Genomic DNA, 19,383 nt, shown 5'->3' with positions numbered 1-19,383 from the left:
ACAGCGTCATCAGCCATTGGTTTCTCCTCCTTGCGGGTGATAGGGTGCCCGCTCATAAGCCCATTTGATTAAGCAATTACAGCGTCTATCAGGAAGGTCCAGAGCGTCCAGATGCCCACCCCTGCGTCAATTGATGCAATTAAGGCCCTCACCGAGTGGTGGGGCGACATGGGCGTGGAAGTCGATGACGCCGCGGTAAAGGCCTATCTGAAGGTTGCCGACAGTGCCGCGCCGCCTGCTGCAGTTGCCCAGGATGCCCCTGTGCGCCGCCCACGCCGGAAGAAAACGGACTGGGTTGAAGAGGCCAAAATTGCCGCAGCGGCCTGTGATTCGGTCGAGGCGCTAAAAGCCGCCATCGTAGCCTTTGAAGGCAGCCCGCTGAAAAGCGCATCAGAAAATACAGTCGTCTATGATGGCACGCCGGGTGCCAGCCTGATGGTGATCGGCGAAGGGCCGGGCGCCGAAGAGGACCGCAAGGGCCTGCCCTTTGTGGGCAAGGCCGGACAGCTGCTCGACAAGATGCTGGCGGCCATTCACCGTGACCGCACGGAAAATGCCTTCATTACCAATGTGAATTACTGGCGCCCCCCGGCCAACCGGAATCCGGAAGCCGAGGAGCTCGCCGTATGTCGTCCGTTTGTGGATCGGATGGTGGAACTGGTCGCTCCGAAAGTGATTATTGCCGCGGGCGGCGTGCCAGCCAAGTCCTTGCTCGATAGCGCAGATGGCATCATGCGCCTGCGTGGCACGGAACATGTTTTCAAGACCGTCGGTGGATTCACCGCCCCGCTGATCCCAATCCTGCACCCGGCCTATCTTTTGCGCCGCCCACAGGACAAGTCCCGCGCATGGCGGGACTTGTTGCTGGTGGAGAAACGGCTCGGGGAGCTTGAATCGTGAAAAAGGGGAATTCAAGGCTTGGCGAATTCGGCAAGGGCATCCTGACACTTTTGACCGTTGGCTTCCTCGTCTTTCTTCTGGCTCTTGCACTGACGCACTGGCTGCTGAGTGTGCCATTATTGCAAACAGTGCTTTCGGTAGCCATCGGCGCGGGCTTCGTCATTGGCTCAATTGCGGCGTGTTCCAGACCCCTCCGAAATTGGATCTATGATAATTTTTACCTTCCGGACCTGCCATTTTGACGGGGTCAAAATGGTCAGCGTCCCCACTGGCCTGAGCGCCAAAAACCGGGACCGTCAGAACTAATCAGGTAATTATTCCTCCAGAGCCTCCTCGGCCTTCTGATCAACCAGCTTCATTTCGCGTTGCTTGCGCTCAAGGAAGGCTTCGCCGATCGAGCCATCTTTATCAGGGCCAATCACGTCCTTTGCGACGGGGAAGATTTCGGTCTCTTCCTCATCGATATGATGCTCGTAATCATGGCGCAGCGTCTTGAAACGCGTCAGCCAGCCAGGGGAACTCATGTCCATTTCATCCAGTTCCTGAATGATGTCGTCCAGTTCCTTGTGCTCGGCAACCGAGTGACGGCCCTTCGGCTGGCCCGCCTCGCCCTTCATCAGGGGCGCATAAAATGTCTCTTCCTCGGCGGCGGCATGCCCGCCCACATCGTAATAGAACTCCTTCCAGAGCTTGCGGCGCTTGGACGAGTCGCCTTCTGTCTCGGCCAGTTGGGCCAACAGGTCGCGATGGGAGTCATGGTCTTTCTTCAGGGTTTCGTAAATCGAGGGCATGTGAGGGATCCTTTGTCTGGTTTCTCTCAAACGCGTTAACCCCTGCCCGGTTCCGCGCCATGCGATTGCCTGATAGGGAGAAAAAATGCCCGCACCGCTCTCGATCATCATTCCCACACTGAACGCCGCCAGCGGCCTGCCGGAGTGTCTGCAGGCCTTGATGCCGGGGCTTGAGCTGGGGCTGATCCGTGAGGTGATTGTCTCAGATGGCGGCTCTGATGATGCTACGCCGCGCATTGCTGGGGACACCGGCGCGACGTGGATCACCGGCACCAGCGGTCGCGGCGCGCAACTCGCCGCCGGCGCCGACACTGCACGCGGCGACTGGCTGCTCTTTCTGCATGCCGACACGTATCTCTCGCCCGACTGGGCTGAACGCGCCGCCCACCATATGGAGCGCCGCGCTGAATCGGCCGCGGCTTTCACACTGAGATATCGCTCGGACGATCGCGCCGCCCGCTGGCTGGAAGCTCGCGCCAATCGGCGCGCGCGCATGTTCGGCCTGCCCTATGGCGATCAAGGTCTGCTGATCTCCCGCAAGCTGTACGATGCGGTCGGCGGCTTTGCCGACGTGCCCTTGATGGAAGACGTGATGATAGCAAGGGCCCTCGGCAAGAAACGGCTTGTCCTCCTGAGCGCCGACGCGCGCACCTCGGCTGAAAAGTATGAGCGCGATGGCTGGCGCAAGCGCGCCTGGAGCAATGCCTTCCTGCTCACCCGTTTCTTGTTGGGGGCGAAACCTGAAATCCTCGCCAAGGCGTATCGTTGATGCGGCGCACCCGTGTCCTCATCTTCGCCAAGCCGCCCCGCATGGGGCTGGCCAAGACGCGACTCGCCGCCGGTTTGGGCCGTACCGAAGCGCGCCGCATTGCACATTTCACGCTCGCCCGCACCATGCGAGCCGTCCGCTCCAGCGGCCTGGACGTGGCCCTCTATCTCGCGCCAGACTACGCGCTTGGCGAAACACTGGGCGGAACTTGGCCGCCACACCTGCCCCGCTTCAGTCAGGGGTCAGGCACGCTGACCGAGCGACTTGGCAAAGGCCTCGCCGACTCGCCGAATGGGCCGGTCCTCTTCATTGGCACCGATGCTCCGGACATTTCTGCCACTCTGCTACGCCAGGCCGTTCGTGCGTTACAACGCAACGATGCCGTATTTGGCCCAGCAGATGATGGCGGCTTCTGGCTTTTCGGTGTGAACAAACGCCCCGGTCTTCCATCACTTTTCGACAATGTACGCTGGTCCGGCCCTCATGCACGCGCTGATGTGCAAGCAAACCTTCCCTCCTCATTTCGCCTGACACTGTTGGAAACATTGCAGGATCTGGATGAAGAGCCGGATTGGCGAAGGTGGAATGCAAACAAACTTCGTTAACTTGACCCAGGTTATCGTCCCCAACGGAAAAGCATTGTCCAACAGAATTCTTGGCCCCAGAGAGCAGGACGCCCATGTATCGACTGATCTATATCAGCACTGCGTCTGACGCCCTCACGTCCGCCGATGTCGATGCGATTGTTGACGCGTCGATCCGCAATAATGCACCTCGGAACATAACGGGGGTCCTGATCTATAATGGTTTGAACTTTCTCCAGGTGCTGGAAGGCACACGACTGAACGTCGAAGAGGTCTTCAACCGTATTGTCCAAGACCCTCGCCATATTTCGGTCACCACGGTTCTGGCTGAATCCGCAGAGCTGCGCATGTTTGCCGGCTGGAGTATGGCCGGACGAAAGACCTCGGCGCTGGCTGGCCGACATGAATATGAGAAGATCGGTGAAACGCAGGATGTCCTGGCCCGCCAGATGCCAGCCCGTGTCCGCCAAATTCTGGAAAATTTCTGCTCGCTCAAGGGCATTTGATTCCACAGGTTTTCGGCATTCACCGAAATTTATGTTCTTGATTTGTTCCGTTATCTGTGGCCTGTTCTGGTCATGAGAACTGGACAGAAACTCTCCCCCACCGGCAGAATAAATTTGATCGACACACGCCAGGTTGAAGAACGCTTCCAGCAGCGTGGGCGCGGAGCGATCTCAAACCAGACCGGCCGTTTCGAGCTCGAAACACGCCAGGCCTTTGATGATGGCTGGGGCACGATTGAGGATGATGACAGCCGGATGGAGACCCTTCTGATGAAGGATTCGGCCCGCACCATCATCACCTTCAACAAATCGCCTGACATCTCGTTCGACAGAACGGTAAATCCGTATCGCGGCTGCGAGCATGGCTGCATCTATTGCTTTGCCCGACCAACCCATGCCTGGGGCGGGCTTTCGGCAGGGCTCGATTTCGAGAGCAAGCTGTTCTTCAAGGACAATGCCGTCGAGCTGCTGAAACGGGAATTGTCGCGGCCACGCTATATCCCCCGGGTCATCGCGATGGGTATGAATACCGATGCCTACCAGCCCGTAGAGCGGGAAAAGCGCCTGACCCGTAGCCTGCTGGAGGTTCTGTCCGCGCACCGCCACCCGCTCAGCCTTTTAACCAAGTCAGCTCTGATCCAGCGCGACATCGACCTGATCGCGCCGATGGCCGAAGCAGGGCTTGCACGAGTTGGCATCTCTCTGACCACGCTGGATCGCACGCTCTCACGCAAGATGGAGCCGCGCGCCGCCACGCCGCAGCGTCGACTGGACACGATCCGCGCCCTCAGCGACGCAGGTATTGAAGTAACCGTAATGACTGCGCCAATCATTCCCGGCCTCAATGATCATGAGATCGAAAACCTGCTGGAAGCCGCCGCCGATCATGGCGCGACCCGTGCGGGCTATGTGCTGTTGCGCCTGCCCTACGAGATCAAGGATCTGTTCCATGAATGGCTGGTCCAGCATGTACCGGATCGGGCCGCCCGGGTGATCAACCACATCAGGGACATGCGCGGCGGCAAGGATTATGACGCCAACTGGCATGAACGGATGCGCGGCGGCGGCCCGGTGGCCGACATCATCTCAAGGCGCTTCGGCCGCTGCGCTGCCAAGCTCGGCATGAACCAGCCACGGGGCGCCCTGCGCACTGACCTCTTTCGCATCATTGAGGATTACGGCGGCCAGATGCGCCTCGATATCTAGGAGAAATCGAGCACAATCCGTCCGTCGATGTCACCCGCGAGCATCTTGTCGAATACACTGTTGATCTCTTCCAGACGTGCCGTTGCCGTATGGGCTTTCACGGCGCCAAGCTTGGCGAAATCCAGCGATTCCTGGAGATCCAGCCGCGTCCCGACAATGGACCCGCGCACCGTGATCCCATTCAGCACCATGTTGAAAATCGACAGAGGAAAGTCGCCGGGCGGCAATCCGTTCAGCGAAACCGTCCCACCCCGCCTGACCATGCCGAGCGCTTGCTCAAAGGCCTTCACTGACACGGCCGTGACGAGAGCGCCATGTGCTCCGCCAATCTCCTTGCGCAGGAAGGCTGCCGGATCCGTTTTGGCGGCATTCACAGTCACTTCCGCGCCAAGCTGTTTCGCGAGAGCAAGCTTGGAATCATCGATATCCACCGCCGCCACGCGACGCCCCATGGCTTTTGCGTATTGAACCGCCATGTGGCCAAGACCGCCCACGCCTGAAATCACCACCCAGTCGCCGGGCTTGGTGTCGGTCACCTTGAGCCCCTTGTAGACCGTAACGCCTGCGCACAGGATCGGTGCGATTTCCACGAATGGAATATTATCCGGCAAATGCCCCACATAGTTCGGGTCCGCTATGGCGTATTCGGCAAACCCGCCATTCACGGAATAGCCGGTATTGCGCTGGCTCTCGCAGAGAGTCTCCCAGCCGCCCATGCAATGATCACAATGCCCGCACGCGGAATAGAGCCACGGCACGCCCACCCGGTCACCTTCCTTTACATGCGTGACACCCGCTCCCACGCCCGAGACGAAACCAACGCCCTCATGACCCGGTATGAAGGGCGGATTGGGCCTTACCGGCCAGTCACCATGCGCGGCGTGCAAATCGGTATGGCAGACGCCGCACGCTTCGATCTTCACCTGAATTTCGCCCGGCCCCGGCTCCGGAGTTTTCACCTCCTCAATCACCAGCGGTTTGCCAAATTCACGCACCACGGCGGCTTTCATGCTTTTTGCGGTCATTGTCGTCTCGCCTCCATTTTCCGGAAGTGTAGGCAAAGCCTCAGAAAGCGGGATAAGGACAAACCCTGAATTTGGTGGGGTAACGGGTCTTTTCCGAAATGTGGCCTTGCATGCCGCACCTTACACACTGCCAATTCACAGGCTTTCCCCGATTTTATCCACAGCACTATCCACAGGGAAAATCTGCGGTTAGTTTCGATATCGAAACATTTCGGGCTGATTCGGATGCGCAATAATTAGGGATTCAGAAACCGGCGTCCGGCACTGATTCGCGCTTCGATAAGACACATAGCGCAAGCGGGGCTGAACCAATGGAATTACAGAAGAACGTGATCATGCAGGGCGATTGCATCGACATCCTGTCACGCCTGCCGGACAGGTCGGTTGATCTCGTCTTTGCCGACCCTCCCTACAACCTCCAGCTTGGTGGTGGTCTGACCCGTCCCGACCAGTCCGTGGTCGATGGTGTTGACGACGATTGGGACAAGTTCGACAGCTTCGATGCCTATGACCTGTTCTGCCACCAGTGGCTGGAAGAGTGCCGCCGCGTCCTGAAGGATGATGGCGCAATCTGGGTGATTGGCTCGTACCACAACATCTTCCGCGTCGGCGCGATCCTGCAGGATCAGGGCTTCTGGATCCAGAATGACGTGATCTGGCTGAAATCGAACCCCATGCCGAACTTCAAGGGCACCCGCTTCCAGAATGCCCACGAAACCCTGATCTGGGCCGGAAAGTCCGAACAGTCTAAATGCACATTCAATTACGACGCGCTGAAAGTCTTCAATGACGACAAGCAGATGCGCTCCGACTGGATGATCCCGCTTTGCACAGGCGGCGAGCGCCTCAAGGATGACGACGGCAAGAAAGCCCACCCGACGCAGAAGCCGGAAAGCCTTTTGCAGCGCGTCCTGCTGGCAACGACCAATCCGGGCGACACGGTCCTCGACCCATTCTCCGGCACCGGGACCACCGCCGCCGCTGCCAAACGCCTCGGTCGCAACTATGTCGGCATCGAGCGCGACGAGACCTATGCGCGCCTGTCGCGGGCCCGCCTGAAGGCTATCGAGCCCATTGAAGGCGCTGTGCTCGAAACGGAGCGCAGCAAGAAATCCCTGCCGCGCGTGCCATTCGGCGCACTACTGGAAAATGGCTGGCTGAAACCTGGCGACCGCCTGTTCAGCCCACAGCGCCGCTATCAGGCACGCATTCGCGTCGACGGGTCGCTGACCACCGGCACGTCCACCGGATCGATCCACCGCCTCGGCGCACATGTCCAACAGGCGCCGGCCTGTAATGGCTGGACTTATTGGCACTATGAGGATCCCAAGCGGAACCTCGCTCCAATCGACATGCTGCGCCGACGCTACCGCGAGGAAATGGGCCTCAACTAGCGCCTGTCCGACCCCTTGGACGAAGGCGGCGCTGGATCAATCCTGCGCCGCTTTTTCTATGGCATCATAATAGCGTTGCCAGCAGATCTGTCCGATCTGATTGTATTCCAGCATCTTGTCCGCCATCCGCAGGAACCCTTCCTGGTCTCCGAGCGCCGGTGGCAGCAATGGGTCGAAATTGATCGCCCGGATCACCGGCTGCCCGATCAGGAGGGTCTCGCGCGCTGCCTCATCCACGCTGCGCGTCATCAAGCCAGCCAGACTGGTCTCCATGGCCTGGATCGCGCGCGCATAGGATTGCGACAACTCTTCCGGTGACCACAGGCGCGTCCAGTCAAACGCCCCCGCCATCGCGACCTGAGAGGTTCGGGTCAGGATAATACCGTCATCCGCGCCGATATCGATCAGACTGGTCCGATGCGTGTCCAGTTCACTCGCCAGGTTGGCAGGACGAACCCAGAAACCTTCCTCCGTCTGCTGGTATCCGAACAGGGCCAACGCCCGCTCACGTGCCCGAAGCTGCTTGCGGTCGCTCCGGCCAAGATGCTTGGTCAACGCCACCAGCCAGTCGCCATTCCAGTCGACCACCCGGTCAGCCACATTCTGCCACTGCTGCACCCGACGCTTGAGTGCCTGCGCTCTGGGGCCTGGAACATAGACACCGCGTTCTCGGCTCTCCAGCAAATCATCCTTCATCAGGCGCGTCACAGCCACACGCAGGGTCGCCGCCTCGATCCCGAACAGTGCCGCCGCATTGATAAGTCGGCCAATCGGCTGGGGCGCATCCGTCGTACTGCTCATCAAGGACAGGATAAGCGCGCGCGCTGACACGTCTTCAGACTTGAGAGGTTCAAAATAATACACGAATTGACTCATAATGAAATTATATGTAACAAACCTTAAAGCACAGGATGGAGACCTGCCATGTCGAACACGATGAAGCTATCCGAAGCGCTGACAAAGGATGAGCTTCGCGAGTTGCGCACGAAGTCTGATCTTCGCGCGTTGGCGACGCTTGTCTGGAATTGGGGGTTGATCATTGCGGCCTTTGCGGTCGCCATCATCTGGCCAAATCCGCTGACAATCCTCGCAGGTATCCTCATTCTGGGCGGTCGCCAGCTCGGCCTGGGCATCATCAATCACGATTGCGCCCACCACGCCTTTTTCAAGAGTCAGAGGGTCGATGATTTCGTGGGCCACTGGATCGCGGGCGCGCCGATGAACATCTCCCTGCCCGCCTATCGCGCCTACCATTTGAAGCACCACAAATATGCGGGCACGCCAGACGATCCGGACATCATCTTTGTAAAGAACTACCCTGTCCCGAAGGACAGCCTGCGTCGAAAATTCGTGCGCGACCTGACCGGCCAGACGGGCCTGCGCGATACGCTGCGCAAGATCCGCAGCTTCAAACTATCGCGCAACTGGCCGTGGCTCACGTTCCATATCGCACTGGCCGGCACCCTCACCGCTATTGGCGCACCGTGGGCCTACCTCATGTGGTGGGCGGCAGAACTCTTCATCTATCCAGCCATTGTGCGCCTGCGCCAGATCGGCGAGCATGGCACCGCGAAAGACCGGACCAGCCTCGATCCGCGCCTCAATACCGGCACCACGATCGCCCCATTCTGGCAGCGCGTGCTGATCGCGCCGAATGATGTGAACTATCATCTCGAGCATCACATGTTTGCATCAATCCCGCCTTACAGGCTGAAACGGCTCCACAAGCTGCTGTCATCGCGCGGCTATTACGAGTCATTTGATTGCATCTCGCATGGCTATGACGATGTCATCCGCCGCGCTGTCCGCAATGATGCCCCAGAGATGGTGCCTGCTGAATAGGTGGCGCTACTCAACCGCGATCCAGAACGGACCGGCCGGCATCCCGGTCCCGTCGAAGAGATTGCAGAGGGGGGAATCACCCTGACAATAGCGGACCTCGGACACCGCCTCATCTTCTGCCTGCACGACCACAGTATCGCCATCAAGCTTGGCTGAAGCATATCTGCACGCATCCTCATGGCACAGCTCCATGCCAATCACACTCCCTGCACTGACCGTCACCAAGCCGTCTTCCACACCCTCAAACGCAATACGAATTGTGCTGCCGTCTCGCACCGCCCGACTCGCCACGGCGCCAGACGCGCCTGCATCCACCTCACCATAAACGAGAGACTTCATCACCCGCACGACCCGTTCGGCCACCGCGAGCTTGTTTGGCGGATGAATGTCCACCGGATCGCCCATATCAATCGTCACGGCGAGCGCCACACGATCATCCCTGGCAGCGACGCGGCGCATGGATTCTCGGATCACCCCCCAGCCCGGCTTGCCAGCTTCTGTGGGTAGCGCGCCATATCGCGGCAGCTGCACAACAGCTACGGGCAAGTCAGCTCCAAACTTCGCGCGCCAATCCTGCACCAGCAGATCAAGCAGACTTTTATAGGCGACGCCATCGCCCGCATTGGATTCGCCCTGATACCAGATTGCCCCTTTCAGGCGGATGCCAGACAACGGCGCAATCATCGCATTGTGCAACATCGTGTAGCCCTTGATCGTGAACCAGGGCGCAGGCTTCGGAGCGCTTACGGCCGAATCCACTTTGCGATAGGCCCACCCGTCGGCCAGCGACAGGCTTGAGCCGTCCTCCAATTCCACGCGCAATTCAGAAGCCGGTCCGTTCATGCCACCATCGCCATAATCATTATGGGCGTTGACCAAAATAGTGTTCTTGCCCGGCTTGAGGAGATCGGCTGAAACCTCGTAAGCGCGCAATCCTCCCCAATGGAATGTCGTGCCAATTGCCGTGCCGTTCAGCCAGGTCATGTCGGTATCATCGACCGCGCCAATATGGATCGTCGCAGCCTGCTCTGCCTGCTGAGGAGTCAGATCAAAACTGACCCTGTGCCAGACCATGCCGAGATGATCGGTGAGTTCCGCGTCTCCCCATTTGCGCCAGTCGCGTAGCGTGCCGGGCACGGGCTTCCACTCGTCTGCGTCTGCATCTTCCCACGGCGCAGTTCCTTCGGTCGCGGGGTCGTCCCTCCAGTTCTGCTGCCAGCTTTCCGAATAGATCTTCGCTGCCGCGCCCCGGTCAGTCTTGTAGGTTTCCAGCAAAGCCACTTGTTCGGTATGGTCCGGCATTGCGCCGATGATCTCGCCGTCAATCCAGGGCTCGATGCGTGAGCCGCCCCAGCTCGAATTGATCAGACCGACAGGAACATCATAGGCTTCTGACAATGCCCGCCCGGCATAGTAACAGACTGCCGAGAACCCCGCTGCGGTCTCCGGCGTCGTGAGGGCCCAAGCGCTGTCGCCCGGCAAGTCCGCATTCGGAGCAAGCGAAAGATCCTTCTCGACTTGCAGCAGGCGAATATTGGAGTGGTCCGCAGCTGCGACTTCCCGTTCAGCATAGGTCACACGTGACAGTGGATATTCCATGTTCGACTGGCCGGAACACAAGAACACATCGCCCGCCAGCACATCCTCTAACGCCTGCACTGTATCGCCTTCAACGGTGAGCGAAATTTCATGTGATCCGCCTGCTGAAAGCTCGGGAAACTCGACCCACCATCGGCCGTCCCGGCCGGCACGAACAGGCGTGGACGCCGCGTCCAGCGAAACGATGAATTCCGCGCCGGGATCCGCCGTTCCGAACAGGCGCACCGGTGCATCGCGCTGGATCACCATATGGTCACCAAATAGGCTGGCGAGCTTCGGCGCCTCTGCATGTGCGCCCAGTCCAATCAGGGCCAATGCCCCGCATGCCATCATCGTCTTGCTGGTAAACATGTCCTGTTCCGCCCTCTTGTATTTTGGCAGGAACTTTCCCGAAGGCGATGATATTGTCCAGTGTTAGCGGTAACTAAATTTACGCAACTGCCAGCCGGAACGCCTTGGCAAACACGCTTGGCAGGCCTTCGACCTCATCGAGTTTAACCCACCGGCCATCGGCAACTTTCGGCTTGCGCGATGCCTCGGCGCGCATCACCCGAAAGCGAAACGCGAAATGCGTGAAGACATGGCGTACCTCGCCGACCTCCTCCCAGGCCGCTTCGGCAGGCGAAGGCGTTTGCGGAAAATCGCCCTCCACCCAATCGCCCGTCGGCAGCGCCAGCATCCCGCCAAGCAGGCCCTTGTCCGGGCGGCGCACCAGCAGCGCTTCCCCCTTCACGACCAACACATAAGCAATTCCAAACCGTACGGGCTTTGGCACTTTTGCGGGCTTGATCGGATAGCGTTCAGGCGCCCCTTCGGCGCGCGCTGCGCACAGGGACGACAGTGGACAGATCAGGCAGTTCGGCTTGGTCGGCGTGCACACGGTTGCGCCCAGATCCATCAGCGCTTCAGCAAATTCTCCCGGCCGGTCCTCCGGCACCAGCGCCCGCACTGTTTCGGCAATCACCTTCTTCTCAGCGGCCCATTCGCCTTTCAATGCCAGCAGGCGCGCGAACACGCGATCGACGTTGCCATCCACCGCCGCCGCTTTCTGGTCAAAGGCAATCGCCGCGATCGCGCCAGCCGTATATGGCCCGATACCGGGCAGTTTGCGCAGTTCGGCCTCTGTTTCCGGAAAGCCTCCGCGTGCAGCGACTTCACGCGCACATTTCAGCAAATTCCGCGCTCGCGCATAATAGCCGAGGCCCGCCCATGCACTCATCACCTCTTCATCCTTTGCCGCCGCCAGCGCCTCAATGGTTGGCCAGCGCGTAAGGAAGGTATGAAAGTATGGGGTGCCATGCGGGATGGTCGTCTGCTGCATCATGATCTCGCAGAGCCAGACACGGTACGGGTCAGGCCGCTCGCCCACAGCCCGGTCTGCCGGCAGCGTGCGCCAGGGCAAGTCGCGTGCATGACGCTCGAACCACGGCAGCAATTTGCCCGGCAGGCTGTTCAAATCTCTGTGCTTTGCCGGTGCCATGCCTTTTCCTCGCCCGAAAGCCGTGCAATCTCGTACGAATGGTCACGAGATCAACCCTTGATCCCATAGAGGAAGCTCGCGCGCGCGTCCGCCTGCGCTACCAGCGCGCGACACGCACTTATTCCAACATGCGCCAGGTCGGGCTTGCCGCGGAACGGGTCGGCCGTAAATCCGGCGCCAAGAAACTGCCCCCCATTCAGGTTCTCCGCCAGCGCTGGCGCGAGATCGCAGGCGAACAACTCTATAAATACTGCCGCCCGGAGCGGCTCAGCGGTGGCAAGGATGGTCGCGTGCTGACCCTGCTCGTCGTGCCGCAAGCCGCCCCGATGGTGCAGCACCAGTCCGAAACGCTGCGACAGCGCGTATCAGTGTCCGCAGGCGGCGACATTACCGCCATCAAGATCAAGCAGGGATCGCTCGGCACAGAACCGCCCAAGACACTGCGTCGCAAAACGCGGCCGCTCTCACTGAAAGAGCGCAAGGAACTTGAGGAATCGACCTCCGGAATCCAGAACGACAAGCTGCGCGCCGCAATTGTTGCGCTCGGTGAGGCCATGTTAACCGCAGAAGATACGCCGCCCCCTGCCAAGCCTGGCAAGGATGGCGGCCTGCCATTCTGACCCCGCCCTGCCCGCAAGGAGCCCCGACATGCTGAAATCCATTCTGACTGCCGTCACGGCTGCCGCCTTCCTGGCCATGCCTGCCCTTGCCGAAGACCTGTCTGTTGGCCACTCCAAGGGCTCGAAAGACGCGCCACTGACGATCATCGAATACGGGTCTCTCACATGCGGTGGATGCAAATACTTCCACGACAAGATCCTGCCACGCATCGAGGCCGATTATATCGAGACCGGCAAGGTCCGTTTCATCTTCCGTGAAGTCCTGCGCAATGATGTCGATACGGCCCTCGTCACCATGGCGCGCTGCGCCGGCCGGGACAAATTCTTCGAGGCAACCGACACAATGTTTGCGCGCCAGCCTGATGTCATCAAGTCTGCGCAAGCTGGTACAGTGCTCGACACTTTCATCGAGATCGGCACGCCCTATGGCATTCGGGACATCGACACGTTCAATGCCTGCTACACCGACATGAATGTCCGGCTCGACATGGCCGAAGTGCAGGAAAGCGCCGAGGCATATGAGCTGCGCGGCACGCCAACGCTGGTTATCAATGGCGAGGAAAAATACGTCGATGACGACTTCAAGTCGGCCGATGCGTTCGCCGCTTATCTCGACACACAGCTTGCCGCACTCTCCGATTCGACCGGTTCAGAGGCAAATTAGTTAACAGAACAGGTGGTTGCAGTTAATCAATTGGCAACCAAACCGACTCAATCCTTAACGCGAAGGTTATGACCATGAATTTCTTCTCACGACGCACTGCGCTTGCAGCGATTTCAGCGCTGGCCCTGGTCGCCTGTGGCGACACCGGTGCCGACACATCGCCTGCAGGTGGCGACGCCGTGACCGCTGGCAGCGAGCTTGGCCACGTCAAAGGGGCGGCCGACGCACCTGTCACCCTGATCGAGTATGCCTCGCCCACCTGCCCGGCCTGCAAATACTGGCATGACGACATCCAGCCAGTTGTCCAGTCGGACTATATCGACTCCGGCAAGGTGAAACTCGTCTTCCGCGAATACCCACTGCACGCACCGGATGTGCCTGCCTACCTCGTCGCCATGTGCGCGGGCGAAGACAAGTATTTCGACGTGCTGGACGAGCTGTTCGAATACCAGTCCGGCATCATTGAATCTGCGCAAAACGGCGTCCTGAAGGCCATGCTCCAGACCATTGGCCAGCGTCATGGCATCGAGACCGAGGCCGACTTCGATGCCTGCATGAACAATCGCGACTTGCGCCAGCAGATGGCGGACATCTACCAGACATCCGAAAAGTTCGGCGTCACCGGCACACCAACCTTCATTATCAATGGTGAAGTGCACCAGTTCGCCAACATGAACTCCGCTGACAAGGTCACAGCCGCGCTGGACGCTGCGCTTGAAGCTGCCGGCGTCTCCACAGACGAGTAGGGATATGGGGGAGCCAGTATGAAGATAACCGAACTCCGTATTGCTGGCTTCAAATCCTTTGTGGACCCTCAGGACGTGCCAATCGAACCCGGCCTGACCGGGATCGTCGGGCCGAATGGCTGTGGCAAGTCCAATCTTCTGGAAGCCCTTCGCTGGGCCATGGGCGCAAGTTCTGCCCGTGCCATGCGCGGCGGGGAGATGGATGACCTCATCTTCTCCGGTGCGGATGGCCGCCCCGCCCGCGAGACCGCTGAAGTCACGCTCGTGCTGGACAATTCCAAACGCACCGCGCCACCGGAATTCAACGCCTCCGACACACTGGAAGTCATCCGCCGCCTGAAGCGCGGCGCAGGCTCCACCTACAAGCTGAATGGCCGGACTGTACGCGGCAAGGACATCCAGCTCCTGTTCGCGGATGCTTCGACCGGCGCGAACTCCCCGGCTCTCGTACGCCAGGGTCAGATTTCGGAACTGATCGGCTCCAAGCCGCAGAACCGCCGCCGTATCCTTGAGGAAGCCGCCGGCATTGCAGGCCTCAATTCCCGCCGTCACGAAGCCGAACTGAAGCTGAACGGCGCCGAGACCAATCTGGAGCGCCTGTCGGAAGTCTCCGCTGAAGTCGAGCGCCAGCTCGCCAGCCTCAAGCGCCAGGCCGCCAAGGCCCGCAAATACAAGCGCCTGTCTGAAGAGATCCACGCCCTCGACGCGCTGATCGCGCACCTGCGCTGGCATGAGGCCAAACTCGCCTGCGACACGGCCCGCACGCAATTGGACGAAGCCCGCCGCGCGGTTGAGGAAAAGACACGCGAAGACGCGATGCGGGAACGCGAGCGCATTGAGGCCGGTGAAGGACTCAATCCCCTGCGCGAAGCTGAAAGCGTTGCCGCCGCCAAGCTCGGACAGGCCCGCATCACGCTGGCAAGGCTGGAAACCGAGCGCAAGGTCGCCGCCGAGACCCATGAACGCCTCGATGCCGAAGCGACCCGCCTGATGGAAGACATCGAGCGCGAGCAGGACCAGAAACTCGAAGCCGAAGACGCCCTCGCCCATGCGAAGTTTGAGCTGTCTTCGCTGCCGGTCCTGAACAAAGCCCAGAACGAGGAAATCGAGGCCGAGACGCGAAAGGCGCTCGAAGATGCCCGCACACGTCTCGCGGGCGCGGAGAAAGCAGCCGACGAAGCGCAGGAACGCCTGTCGGAAGTGCGCGCCCAGCGCCGCGCTTCGGAGGAGAATGCCTCCGCCCAACGGCGTCGCCAGTCTCAGCTCAGTTCTGAAATCGACCGCCTGAAAGGCGAAATGGCCCGGATCGAAGATGCCGTGTCGCTGGTCGGCCGCCTGCGCGATGCCAAAGCGGCCGAACAGGATGCCGAAGCCGCCCTGCAAGACGCCGAACGCGCCGTCGAAACCGCCGAGGCTACACTCAATTCGACCCGTGAGGCGGAAACGTCCGCACAAGCCCCCCGGGATGCGGCCCAGCAAGACGTGCGCGCGCTCGAGGCCGAAATTGCTGGCCTGCACAAGCTGCTTCGCAAGGCCGAAGGCCCGAAAGCCCCGCCAGTTGTCGAGCGCATTCGTACGCAGGATGGGTACGAGAAAGCCATTGCTGCCGCTCTGGGCGACGATATCGAGGCGCCAACCGATCGCTCTGCCGCAATGTATTGGGGCGGCGCGTCGCTGGCTTCGCAATCCCTGCCGCAGGGTACCCGCCCGCTGACAGATGTGACCGAGGCTCCCGGCGAACTCGCAGCGCGGCTTGCCCAATGCGGCGTTGTGGACGTGGCCGATGGCGAGCGCCTGATGGCCCAGCTCCAGCCCGGCCAACGACTGGTTTCCGTCGAGGGGCATCTCTGGCGCTGGGATGGTTATATCCGCACACCAGATGCACCGGTCAGCGCAGCTGCACGTCTTGAACAACAGGCCCGGCTTGAAGCCGCCGAAGCTGAACTGCCCGCTCTGACCGCCACCTATGAGGCGCGTGAGGCAGACCTTGTAGCTGCCCGTGACGCCCGTCAGACGGCTGAGGTGAAACTCCGCGACCTGCGCCAGGCCATTGCCCCGGCCCAGCGCGCGCTCAGCGAGGCACGCAATCGCGTCTCACAGGAAGCACAAGCCTCCGAACGCGCAGCCATGAAGCGCGACACAAGCGGAGAAGCCCTCACCCGCGCCGAGGCCGACCTTGCCATCGTCAATGAGACGCTGGCCATGATTGCGCCGGAAGGCCCGGCGGAAGATGAAGCCGCGCTCGAAACCCGGCTCGCCGAAGCGCGTACGATGGTGGCCGAAGCCCGCACCGCTGAGATCGAAGCGCGCGGCCGCCTGACAGACATTACACGCGGCCGCGAACAGGCTGCTGCGCGTCGCGATGGCCTTGAACGCGACATCAAGACATGGTCCGGCCGCATTACCGCGACCGAGGAGCGCGTGGCGCGCCTGATTGAGCGCCGCCAGTCTGCTGCTTCCGATGCCCTGGCCGCCAAGGCACGCCCCGAACAGCTGGCCGCCGAGATCGAGAACCGCAGCAACGAAGTCGAATCGCTGGAGACCGAACGCAAGCGCGTCGCAGACCAGCTCGCCGAAAAAGAAGCCGCCATCCGCGAAGCCGAACAGGCCGCCCGCGCAGCCGCCAATGCCGCCTCAGAAGCGCGCGAGAACCTTGCCGGTTGGAAGGTGAAGCTCGAAAACGCCGAAGGCCGGCTCGAAGAATCGGTCGAGATCGCCCGCAACAATTTCCAGCGTACGCCGGAAGGCCTGTTGGCGATTGCCGAAGCAGGCCTCGAAGAAGAGACGATGGGCGAGTTCACGCCCCGCGATGCCGAACGCCGCGCCGATGAACTCCGCCGCACGCGCGACCAGCTGGGCGGCGTGAACATGAATGCCGAGGAAGAAGCCGAAGAACTCGAAGAACGGCTCGGTTCGCAGGTGACCGAGAAGGAAGACCTCGTCGCTGCAATCGCCAAGCTGCGCCAGGGCGTCGATGCCCTGAACGCCGAAGGCCGCGAACGCCTTCTGAAAGCGTTCGAGCAGGTCAATGAACACTTCAAGGCGCTGTTCACGGCCCTGTTCCGCGGCGGCCAGGCTGAACTGCGCCTCGTCGATGCCGATGACCCGCTGCAAGCCGGGCTCGAAATCATGGCCCAGCCACCCGGCAAGAAGCTCGGCACGCTGAACCTCATGTCCGGCGGCGAACAGGCCCTGACGGCGGCCGCGCTGATCTTTGCGGTCTTCCTGTCCCGCCCCGCGCCGATCTGTGTGCTGGACGAGGTGGACGCGCCGCTCGATGACGCCAATGTCGACCGTTTCTGCAACATGCTGAACGAAATGCGCCAGCGCACCGATACGCGCTTCGTGGTGATTACCCACAATCCGGTCACGATGAGCCGGATGGACCGTCTTTTCGGCGTCACTATGCGGGAAAAAGGCGTTTCCAAGCTGGTTTCTGTGGACCTGCAGGCAGCCGAAGAGCTCGTTGCGGCGGAGTAGCGCACACCCACACTATAGAAATCCAATAGAATCAGACCTCTAGCTTTCTGCAATCGCGGTTGACTTGCCTGCCCCCAATACATAGTTTGCGCCGAAATCCGGGGGGCACCCCATCAGAAGGGATTCGCTTGCGCGAAGCTTAGCAAACCATGTCCAGTGAAGGCCCGAACGACCTCGGTGAACGTATCGCCCAGGCTCAGGCGGCCAGAGCGGCAAAGGATGCGGCAAAACGCAAGTTGGATGCAGATGATGGAAGTCTTTCGGCCGGGGCCTACGCCCTGCGATACGGCGCGGAATTTGTCGCCTGCATCTTTGTCGGAGGCCTCATTGGTTTCTGGATCGACGCATTCGCAGGAACAAAGCCCTGGGGCCTGCTGATTGTCGGTACAATCGGCTTCGCAGCAGGTATACGAGCGATGATGCGCGCCTATCGGGAACTGAATGCCCGGGCGCTAGGGAATTTATCGGAGCCTGAGGCTCCAACAGACGGGACCGGGAACGAATGAACTTCGCTCTGCAAAACACCGCGATTGATCCGATCCACCAGTTCCAGGTCACGAAGTGGCTGGACCTGCGCCTCGGCAATATCGACATTTCCTTCACCAATGCTTCGGGCTTCATGCTGCTGGGCGTGGTGCTCTGCATCGCCTTCTTCGGCTACGCCGCTTCCAAGAAGGCGCTGGTGCCGGGCCGTACGCAATCCATGGCCGAGATCGGCTATGGCTTCGTCGCCGACATGGTCCGCTCGACCGCTGGTGAAGAAGGCCTGCGCTTCTTCCCGTTCGTCTTCACGCTCTTCTTCTTCGTATTCTTTGCCAACATGATCGGCATGGTGCCTTACGCCTTCACCACAACCAGCCATCTGGTCGTGACCGGCGCCCTGGCCCTGCTCGTCATTTCCATCGTCATCGGCTTCGGCATCTGGAAGAACGGCCTCAGCTTCTTCAAGCTGTTCGCCCCATCGGGCGCCCCTTGGCCGATCTATTTCATCCTCGTGCCTATCGAGGTCATTTCCTTCCTGGCCCGTCCGGTCACACTGGCGCTGCGTCTGTTCGCCAACATGCTGGCTGGCCACATCATGCTGAAACTGTTTGCAACCTTTGCAGCCCAGCTCATCGGCGCGGCCCTGTCCGGCGCGGTGTTCATGGGCGTGGTCGGCATCCTGGCCTTCGGTATGGGTATCGCGCTCAACGCTCTCGAACTTCTTGTGGCAGGTCTTCAGGCCTATGTTTTCGCAATCCTGACCTGCGTTTACCTGAACGACGCACTGCACCCGTCACACTAAGGACTCTTCGCCAGTGCGGCCCTTGGGCACGCACTAAAAAACTTGACGCAGCCTAACGAACACGCTTCACGGGCCGCAAATTATTGAAACCCTTGCATTCCAAACAGGAGACGACCATGGAAGGCGATATCGCACTCGGCCTCAAATATGTAGGCGCTGGCCTCGCAACTCTCGGCATGATCGGTGCCGCGATCGGTGTGGGCAACATCTTCAGCTCGTTCCTCGACGCTGCCATGCGCAACCCGTCTGCTGCACCACAGCAGACCGGTAACCTCTTCATCGGTATGGCCCTCGCAGAGGCACTCGGCATCCTGTCGTTCCTCGTGGCCGTCCTGATCCTGTTCGTGGTCTAAGCCACTTACACGCCAAGAACGGGCCGGCGGACTTGATAGACCACCGGCCCGATCCAGCCTGATGCTGCACTTGAGGTACTGAAATGCTGCTCGCCCTGCTTGCGGAAACTGCCCATCACCTACCGGATGACGCGCCGCC

Annotated in this window: 20 protein-coding genes; 15 read left to right on the top strand and 5 right to left on the bottom strand. The window is 60.4% G+C overall.

The window, feature by feature from the left end:
* The first annotated feature begins 111 nt into the window (after positions 1-111).
* On the top strand, positions 112-900 hold the full coding sequence (locus tag B2344_RS13175) for a uracil-DNA glycosylase (protein ID WP_290485373.1): 789 nt from the start codon (positions 112-114) through the stop codon (positions 898-900).
* A complete protein-coding gene (locus tag B2344_RS13170) occupies positions 897-1,142 on the top strand; it encodes a hypothetical protein (protein WP_290485372.1) in 246 nt (81 codons plus the stop codon). The genes B2344_RS13175 and B2344_RS13170 overlap by 4 nt, the downstream gene beginning before the upstream one ends.
* A gap of 72 nt (positions 1,143-1,214) precedes the next feature.
* Here the strand turns inward: B2344_RS13170 and B2344_RS13165 are convergent, their stop codons facing one another.
* A complete protein-coding gene (locus B2344_RS13165) occupies positions 1,215-1,691 on the bottom strand; it encodes a hemerythrin domain-containing protein (protein WP_206990861.1) in 477 nt (158 codons plus the stop codon).
* A gap of 85 nt (positions 1,692-1,776) precedes the next feature.
* On the opposite strand from B2344_RS13165, the gene B2344_RS13160 reads away from it, so the two are divergent.
* The 4 genes from B2344_RS13160 to B2344_RS13145 all read left to right on the top strand — a co-directional run bounded on the left by B2344_RS13160 (position 1,777) and on the right by B2344_RS13145 (position 4,756).
* The gene (locus B2344_RS13160) at positions 1,777-2,460 is read left to right on the top strand and encodes a TIGR04283 family arsenosugar biosynthesis glycosyltransferase (protein ID WP_290482703.1); all 684 of its coding nucleotides are present in this window, start codon (positions 1,777-1,779) and stop codon (positions 2,458-2,460) included.
* Positions 2,460-3,065 carry a TIGR04282 family arsenosugar biosynthesis glycosyltransferase gene (locus B2344_RS13155; RefSeq protein WP_290482702.1) on the top strand — a complete coding sequence of 202 codons (606 nt, stop codon included), beginning with the start codon at positions 2,460-2,462 and terminating at the stop codon, positions 3,063-3,065. The genes B2344_RS13160 and B2344_RS13155 overlap by 1 nt, the downstream gene beginning before the upstream one ends.
* Before the next feature lie 74 nt (positions 3,066-3,139).
* Positions 3,140-3,550, top strand: coding sequence for a BLUF domain-containing protein (locus B2344_RS13150; protein WP_206990864.1), 411 nt, complete (start codon positions 3,140-3,142; stop codon positions 3,548-3,550).
* Positions 3,551-3,664: 114 nt separating this feature from the next.
* The gene (locus tag B2344_RS13145; RefSeq protein WP_290482701.1) at positions 3,665-4,756 is read left to right on the top strand and encodes a PA0069 family radical SAM protein; all 1,092 of its coding nucleotides are present in this window, start codon (positions 3,665-3,667) and stop codon (positions 4,754-4,756) included.
* On the opposite strand, the gene adhP is transcribed toward B2344_RS13145, so the two are convergent.
* The gene (gene adhP / locus B2344_RS13140; RefSeq protein ID WP_206990866.1) at positions 4,753-5,781 is read right to left on the bottom strand and encodes an alcohol dehydrogenase AdhP; all 1,029 of its coding nucleotides are present in this window, start codon (positions 5,779-5,781) and stop codon (positions 4,753-4,755) included. The genes B2344_RS13145 and adhP overlap by 4 nt on opposite strands.
* A gap of 311 nt (positions 5,782-6,092) precedes the next feature.
* Here adhP and B2344_RS13135 point away from each other — a divergent pair, with 311 nt between their 5' ends.
* Entirely contained in the window at positions 6,093-7,175 is a 1,083-nt protein-coding gene (locus tag B2344_RS13135) for a site-specific DNA-methyltransferase (RefSeq protein ID WP_034811455.1), read from the top strand.
* Between the two features lie 36 nt (positions 7,176-7,211).
* Here the strand turns inward: B2344_RS13135 and B2344_RS13130 are convergent, their stop codons facing one another.
* Positions 7,212-8,039, bottom strand: coding sequence for a hypothetical protein (locus tag B2344_RS13130; protein WP_290485371.1), 828 nt, complete (start codon positions 8,037-8,039; stop codon positions 7,212-7,214).
* 60 nt (positions 8,040-8,099) lie between these two features.
* Here B2344_RS13130 and B2344_RS13125 point away from each other — a divergent pair, with 60 nt between their 5' ends.
* A complete protein-coding gene (locus B2344_RS13125; RefSeq protein ID WP_290482700.1) occupies positions 8,100-9,017 on the top strand; it encodes a fatty acid desaturase family protein in 918 nt (305 codons plus the stop codon).
* A gap of 6 nt (positions 9,018-9,023) precedes the next feature.
* Here the strand turns inward: B2344_RS13125 and B2344_RS13120 are convergent, their stop codons facing one another.
* Together B2344_RS13120 and mutY are read right to left on the bottom strand one after the other, a co-directional pair.
* Complete coding sequence (locus B2344_RS13120; protein WP_290485370.1) at positions 9,024-10,967, bottom strand: sialate O-acetylesterase; 1,944 nt, start codon at positions 10,965-10,967, stop codon at positions 9,024-9,026.
* 79 nt (positions 10,968-11,046) lie between these two features.
* A complete protein-coding gene (mutY, locus tag B2344_RS13115) occupies positions 11,047-12,096 on the bottom strand; it encodes an A/G-specific adenine glycosylase (RefSeq protein ID WP_290479447.1) in 1,050 nt (349 codons plus the stop codon).
* A 38-nt stretch (positions 12,097-12,134) separates the two neighbouring features.
* On the opposite strand from mutY, the gene B2344_RS13110 reads away from it, so the two are divergent.
* From B2344_RS13110 to B2344_RS13080, 7 genes are all read left to right on the top strand, one after another.
* On the top strand, positions 12,135-12,716 hold the full coding sequence (locus tag B2344_RS13110) for a DUF721 domain-containing protein (protein WP_051607507.1): 582 nt from the start codon (positions 12,135-12,137) through the stop codon (positions 12,714-12,716).
* 28 nt (positions 12,717-12,744) lie between these two features.
* Complete coding sequence (locus B2344_RS13105; protein WP_290482698.1) at positions 12,745-13,380, top strand: DsbA family protein; 636 nt, start codon at positions 12,745-12,747, stop codon at positions 13,378-13,380.
* 68 nt (positions 13,381-13,448) lie between these two features.
* On the top strand, positions 13,449-14,126 hold the full coding sequence (locus tag B2344_RS13100; protein ID WP_290479446.1) for a DsbA family protein: 678 nt from the start codon (positions 13,449-13,451) through the stop codon (positions 14,124-14,126).
* 18 nt (positions 14,127-14,144) lie between these two features.
* Positions 14,145-17,606, top strand: a complete 3,462-nt coding sequence (smc, locus tag B2344_RS13095) for a chromosome segregation protein SMC (protein ID WP_290485369.1) — start codon at positions 14,145-14,147, stop codon at positions 17,604-17,606.
* A 149-nt stretch (positions 17,607-17,755) separates the two neighbouring features.
* The gene (locus B2344_RS13090) at positions 17,756-18,112 is read left to right on the top strand and encodes an AtpZ/AtpI family protein (protein ID WP_290479444.1); all 357 of its coding nucleotides are present in this window, start codon (positions 17,756-17,758) and stop codon (positions 18,110-18,112) included.
* Positions 18,109-18,891, top strand: coding sequence for a F0F1 ATP synthase subunit A (locus tag B2344_RS13085; protein WP_290482696.1), 783 nt, complete (start codon positions 18,109-18,111; stop codon positions 18,889-18,891). The genes B2344_RS13090 and B2344_RS13085 overlap by 4 nt, the downstream gene beginning before the upstream one ends.
* 116 nt (positions 18,892-19,007) lie before the next feature.
* Positions 19,008-19,244, top strand: coding sequence for a F0F1 ATP synthase subunit C (locus B2344_RS13080; RefSeq protein WP_027838455.1), 237 nt, complete (start codon positions 19,008-19,010; stop codon positions 19,242-19,244).
* Positions 19,245-19,383 lie beyond the last annotated feature (139 nt).

The sequence above is a fragment of the Hyphomonas sp. UBA3195 genome, from assembly GCF_002366485.1.
Lineage (GTDB): Bacteria > Pseudomonadota > Alphaproteobacteria > Caulobacterales > Hyphomonadaceae > Hyphomonas.
This window is presented reverse-complemented; position numbering and strand designations above follow the sequence as displayed.

Bases quoted from the DNA above. Each gene is read 5' to 3' on its own strand.
- B2344_RS13175 (WP_290485373.1), top strand. From the start codon at position 112: ATGCCCACCCCTGCGTCAATTGATGCAATTAAGGCCCTCACCGAGTGG.
- B2344_RS13165 (WP_206990861.1), bottom strand. From the start codon at position 1,691: ATGCCCTCGATTTACGAAACCCTGAAGAAAGACCATGACTCCCATCGC.
- B2344_RS13160 (WP_290482703.1), top strand. From the start codon at position 1,777: ATGCCCGCACCGCTCTCGATCATCATTCCCACACTGAACGCCGCCAGC.
- B2344_RS13155 (WP_290482702.1), top strand. From the start codon at position 2,460: ATGCGGCGCACCCGTGTCCTCATCTTCGCCAAGCCGCCCCGCATGGGG.
- B2344_RS13150 (WP_206990864.1), top strand. From the start codon at position 3,140: ATGTATCGACTGATCTATATCAGCACTGCGTCTGACGCCCTCACGTCC.
- adhP (WP_206990866.1), bottom strand. From the start codon at position 5,781: ATGACCGCAAAAAGCATGAAAGCCGCCGTGGTGCGTGAATTTGGCAAA.
- B2344_RS13135 (WP_034811455.1), top strand. From the start codon at position 6,093: ATGGAATTACAGAAGAACGTGATCATGCAGGGCGATTGCATCGACATC.
- B2344_RS13125 (WP_290482700.1), top strand. From the start codon at position 8,100: ATGTCGAACACGATGAAGCTATCCGAAGCGCTGACAAAGGATGAGCTT.
- B2344_RS13120 (WP_290485370.1), bottom strand. From the start codon at position 10,967: ATGTTTACCAGCAAGACGATGATGGCATGCGGGGCATTGGCCCTGATT.
- mutY (WP_290479447.1), bottom strand. From the start codon at position 12,096: ATGGCACCGGCAAAGCACAGAGATTTGAACAGCCTGCCGGGCAAATTG.
- B2344_RS13110 (WP_051607507.1), top strand. From the start codon at position 12,135: ATGGTCACGAGATCAACCCTTGATCCCATAGAGGAAGCTCGCGCGCGC.
- B2344_RS13105 (WP_290482698.1), top strand. From the start codon at position 12,745: ATGCTGAAATCCATTCTGACTGCCGTCACGGCTGCCGCCTTCCTGGCC.
- B2344_RS13100 (WP_290479446.1), top strand. From the start codon at position 13,449: ATGACCATGAATTTCTTCTCACGACGCACTGCGCTTGCAGCGATTTCA.
- smc (WP_290485369.1), top strand. From the start codon at position 14,145: ATGAAGATAACCGAACTCCGTATTGCTGGCTTCAAATCCTTTGTGGAC.
- B2344_RS13090 (WP_290479444.1), top strand. From the start codon at position 17,756: ATGTCCAGTGAAGGCCCGAACGACCTCGGTGAACGTATCGCCCAGGCT.
- B2344_RS13085 (WP_290482696.1), top strand. From the start codon at position 18,109: ATGAACTTCGCTCTGCAAAACACCGCGATTGATCCGATCCACCAGTTC.
- B2344_RS13080 (WP_027838455.1), top strand. From the start codon at position 19,008: ATGGAAGGCGATATCGCACTCGGCCTCAAATATGTAGGCGCTGGCCTC.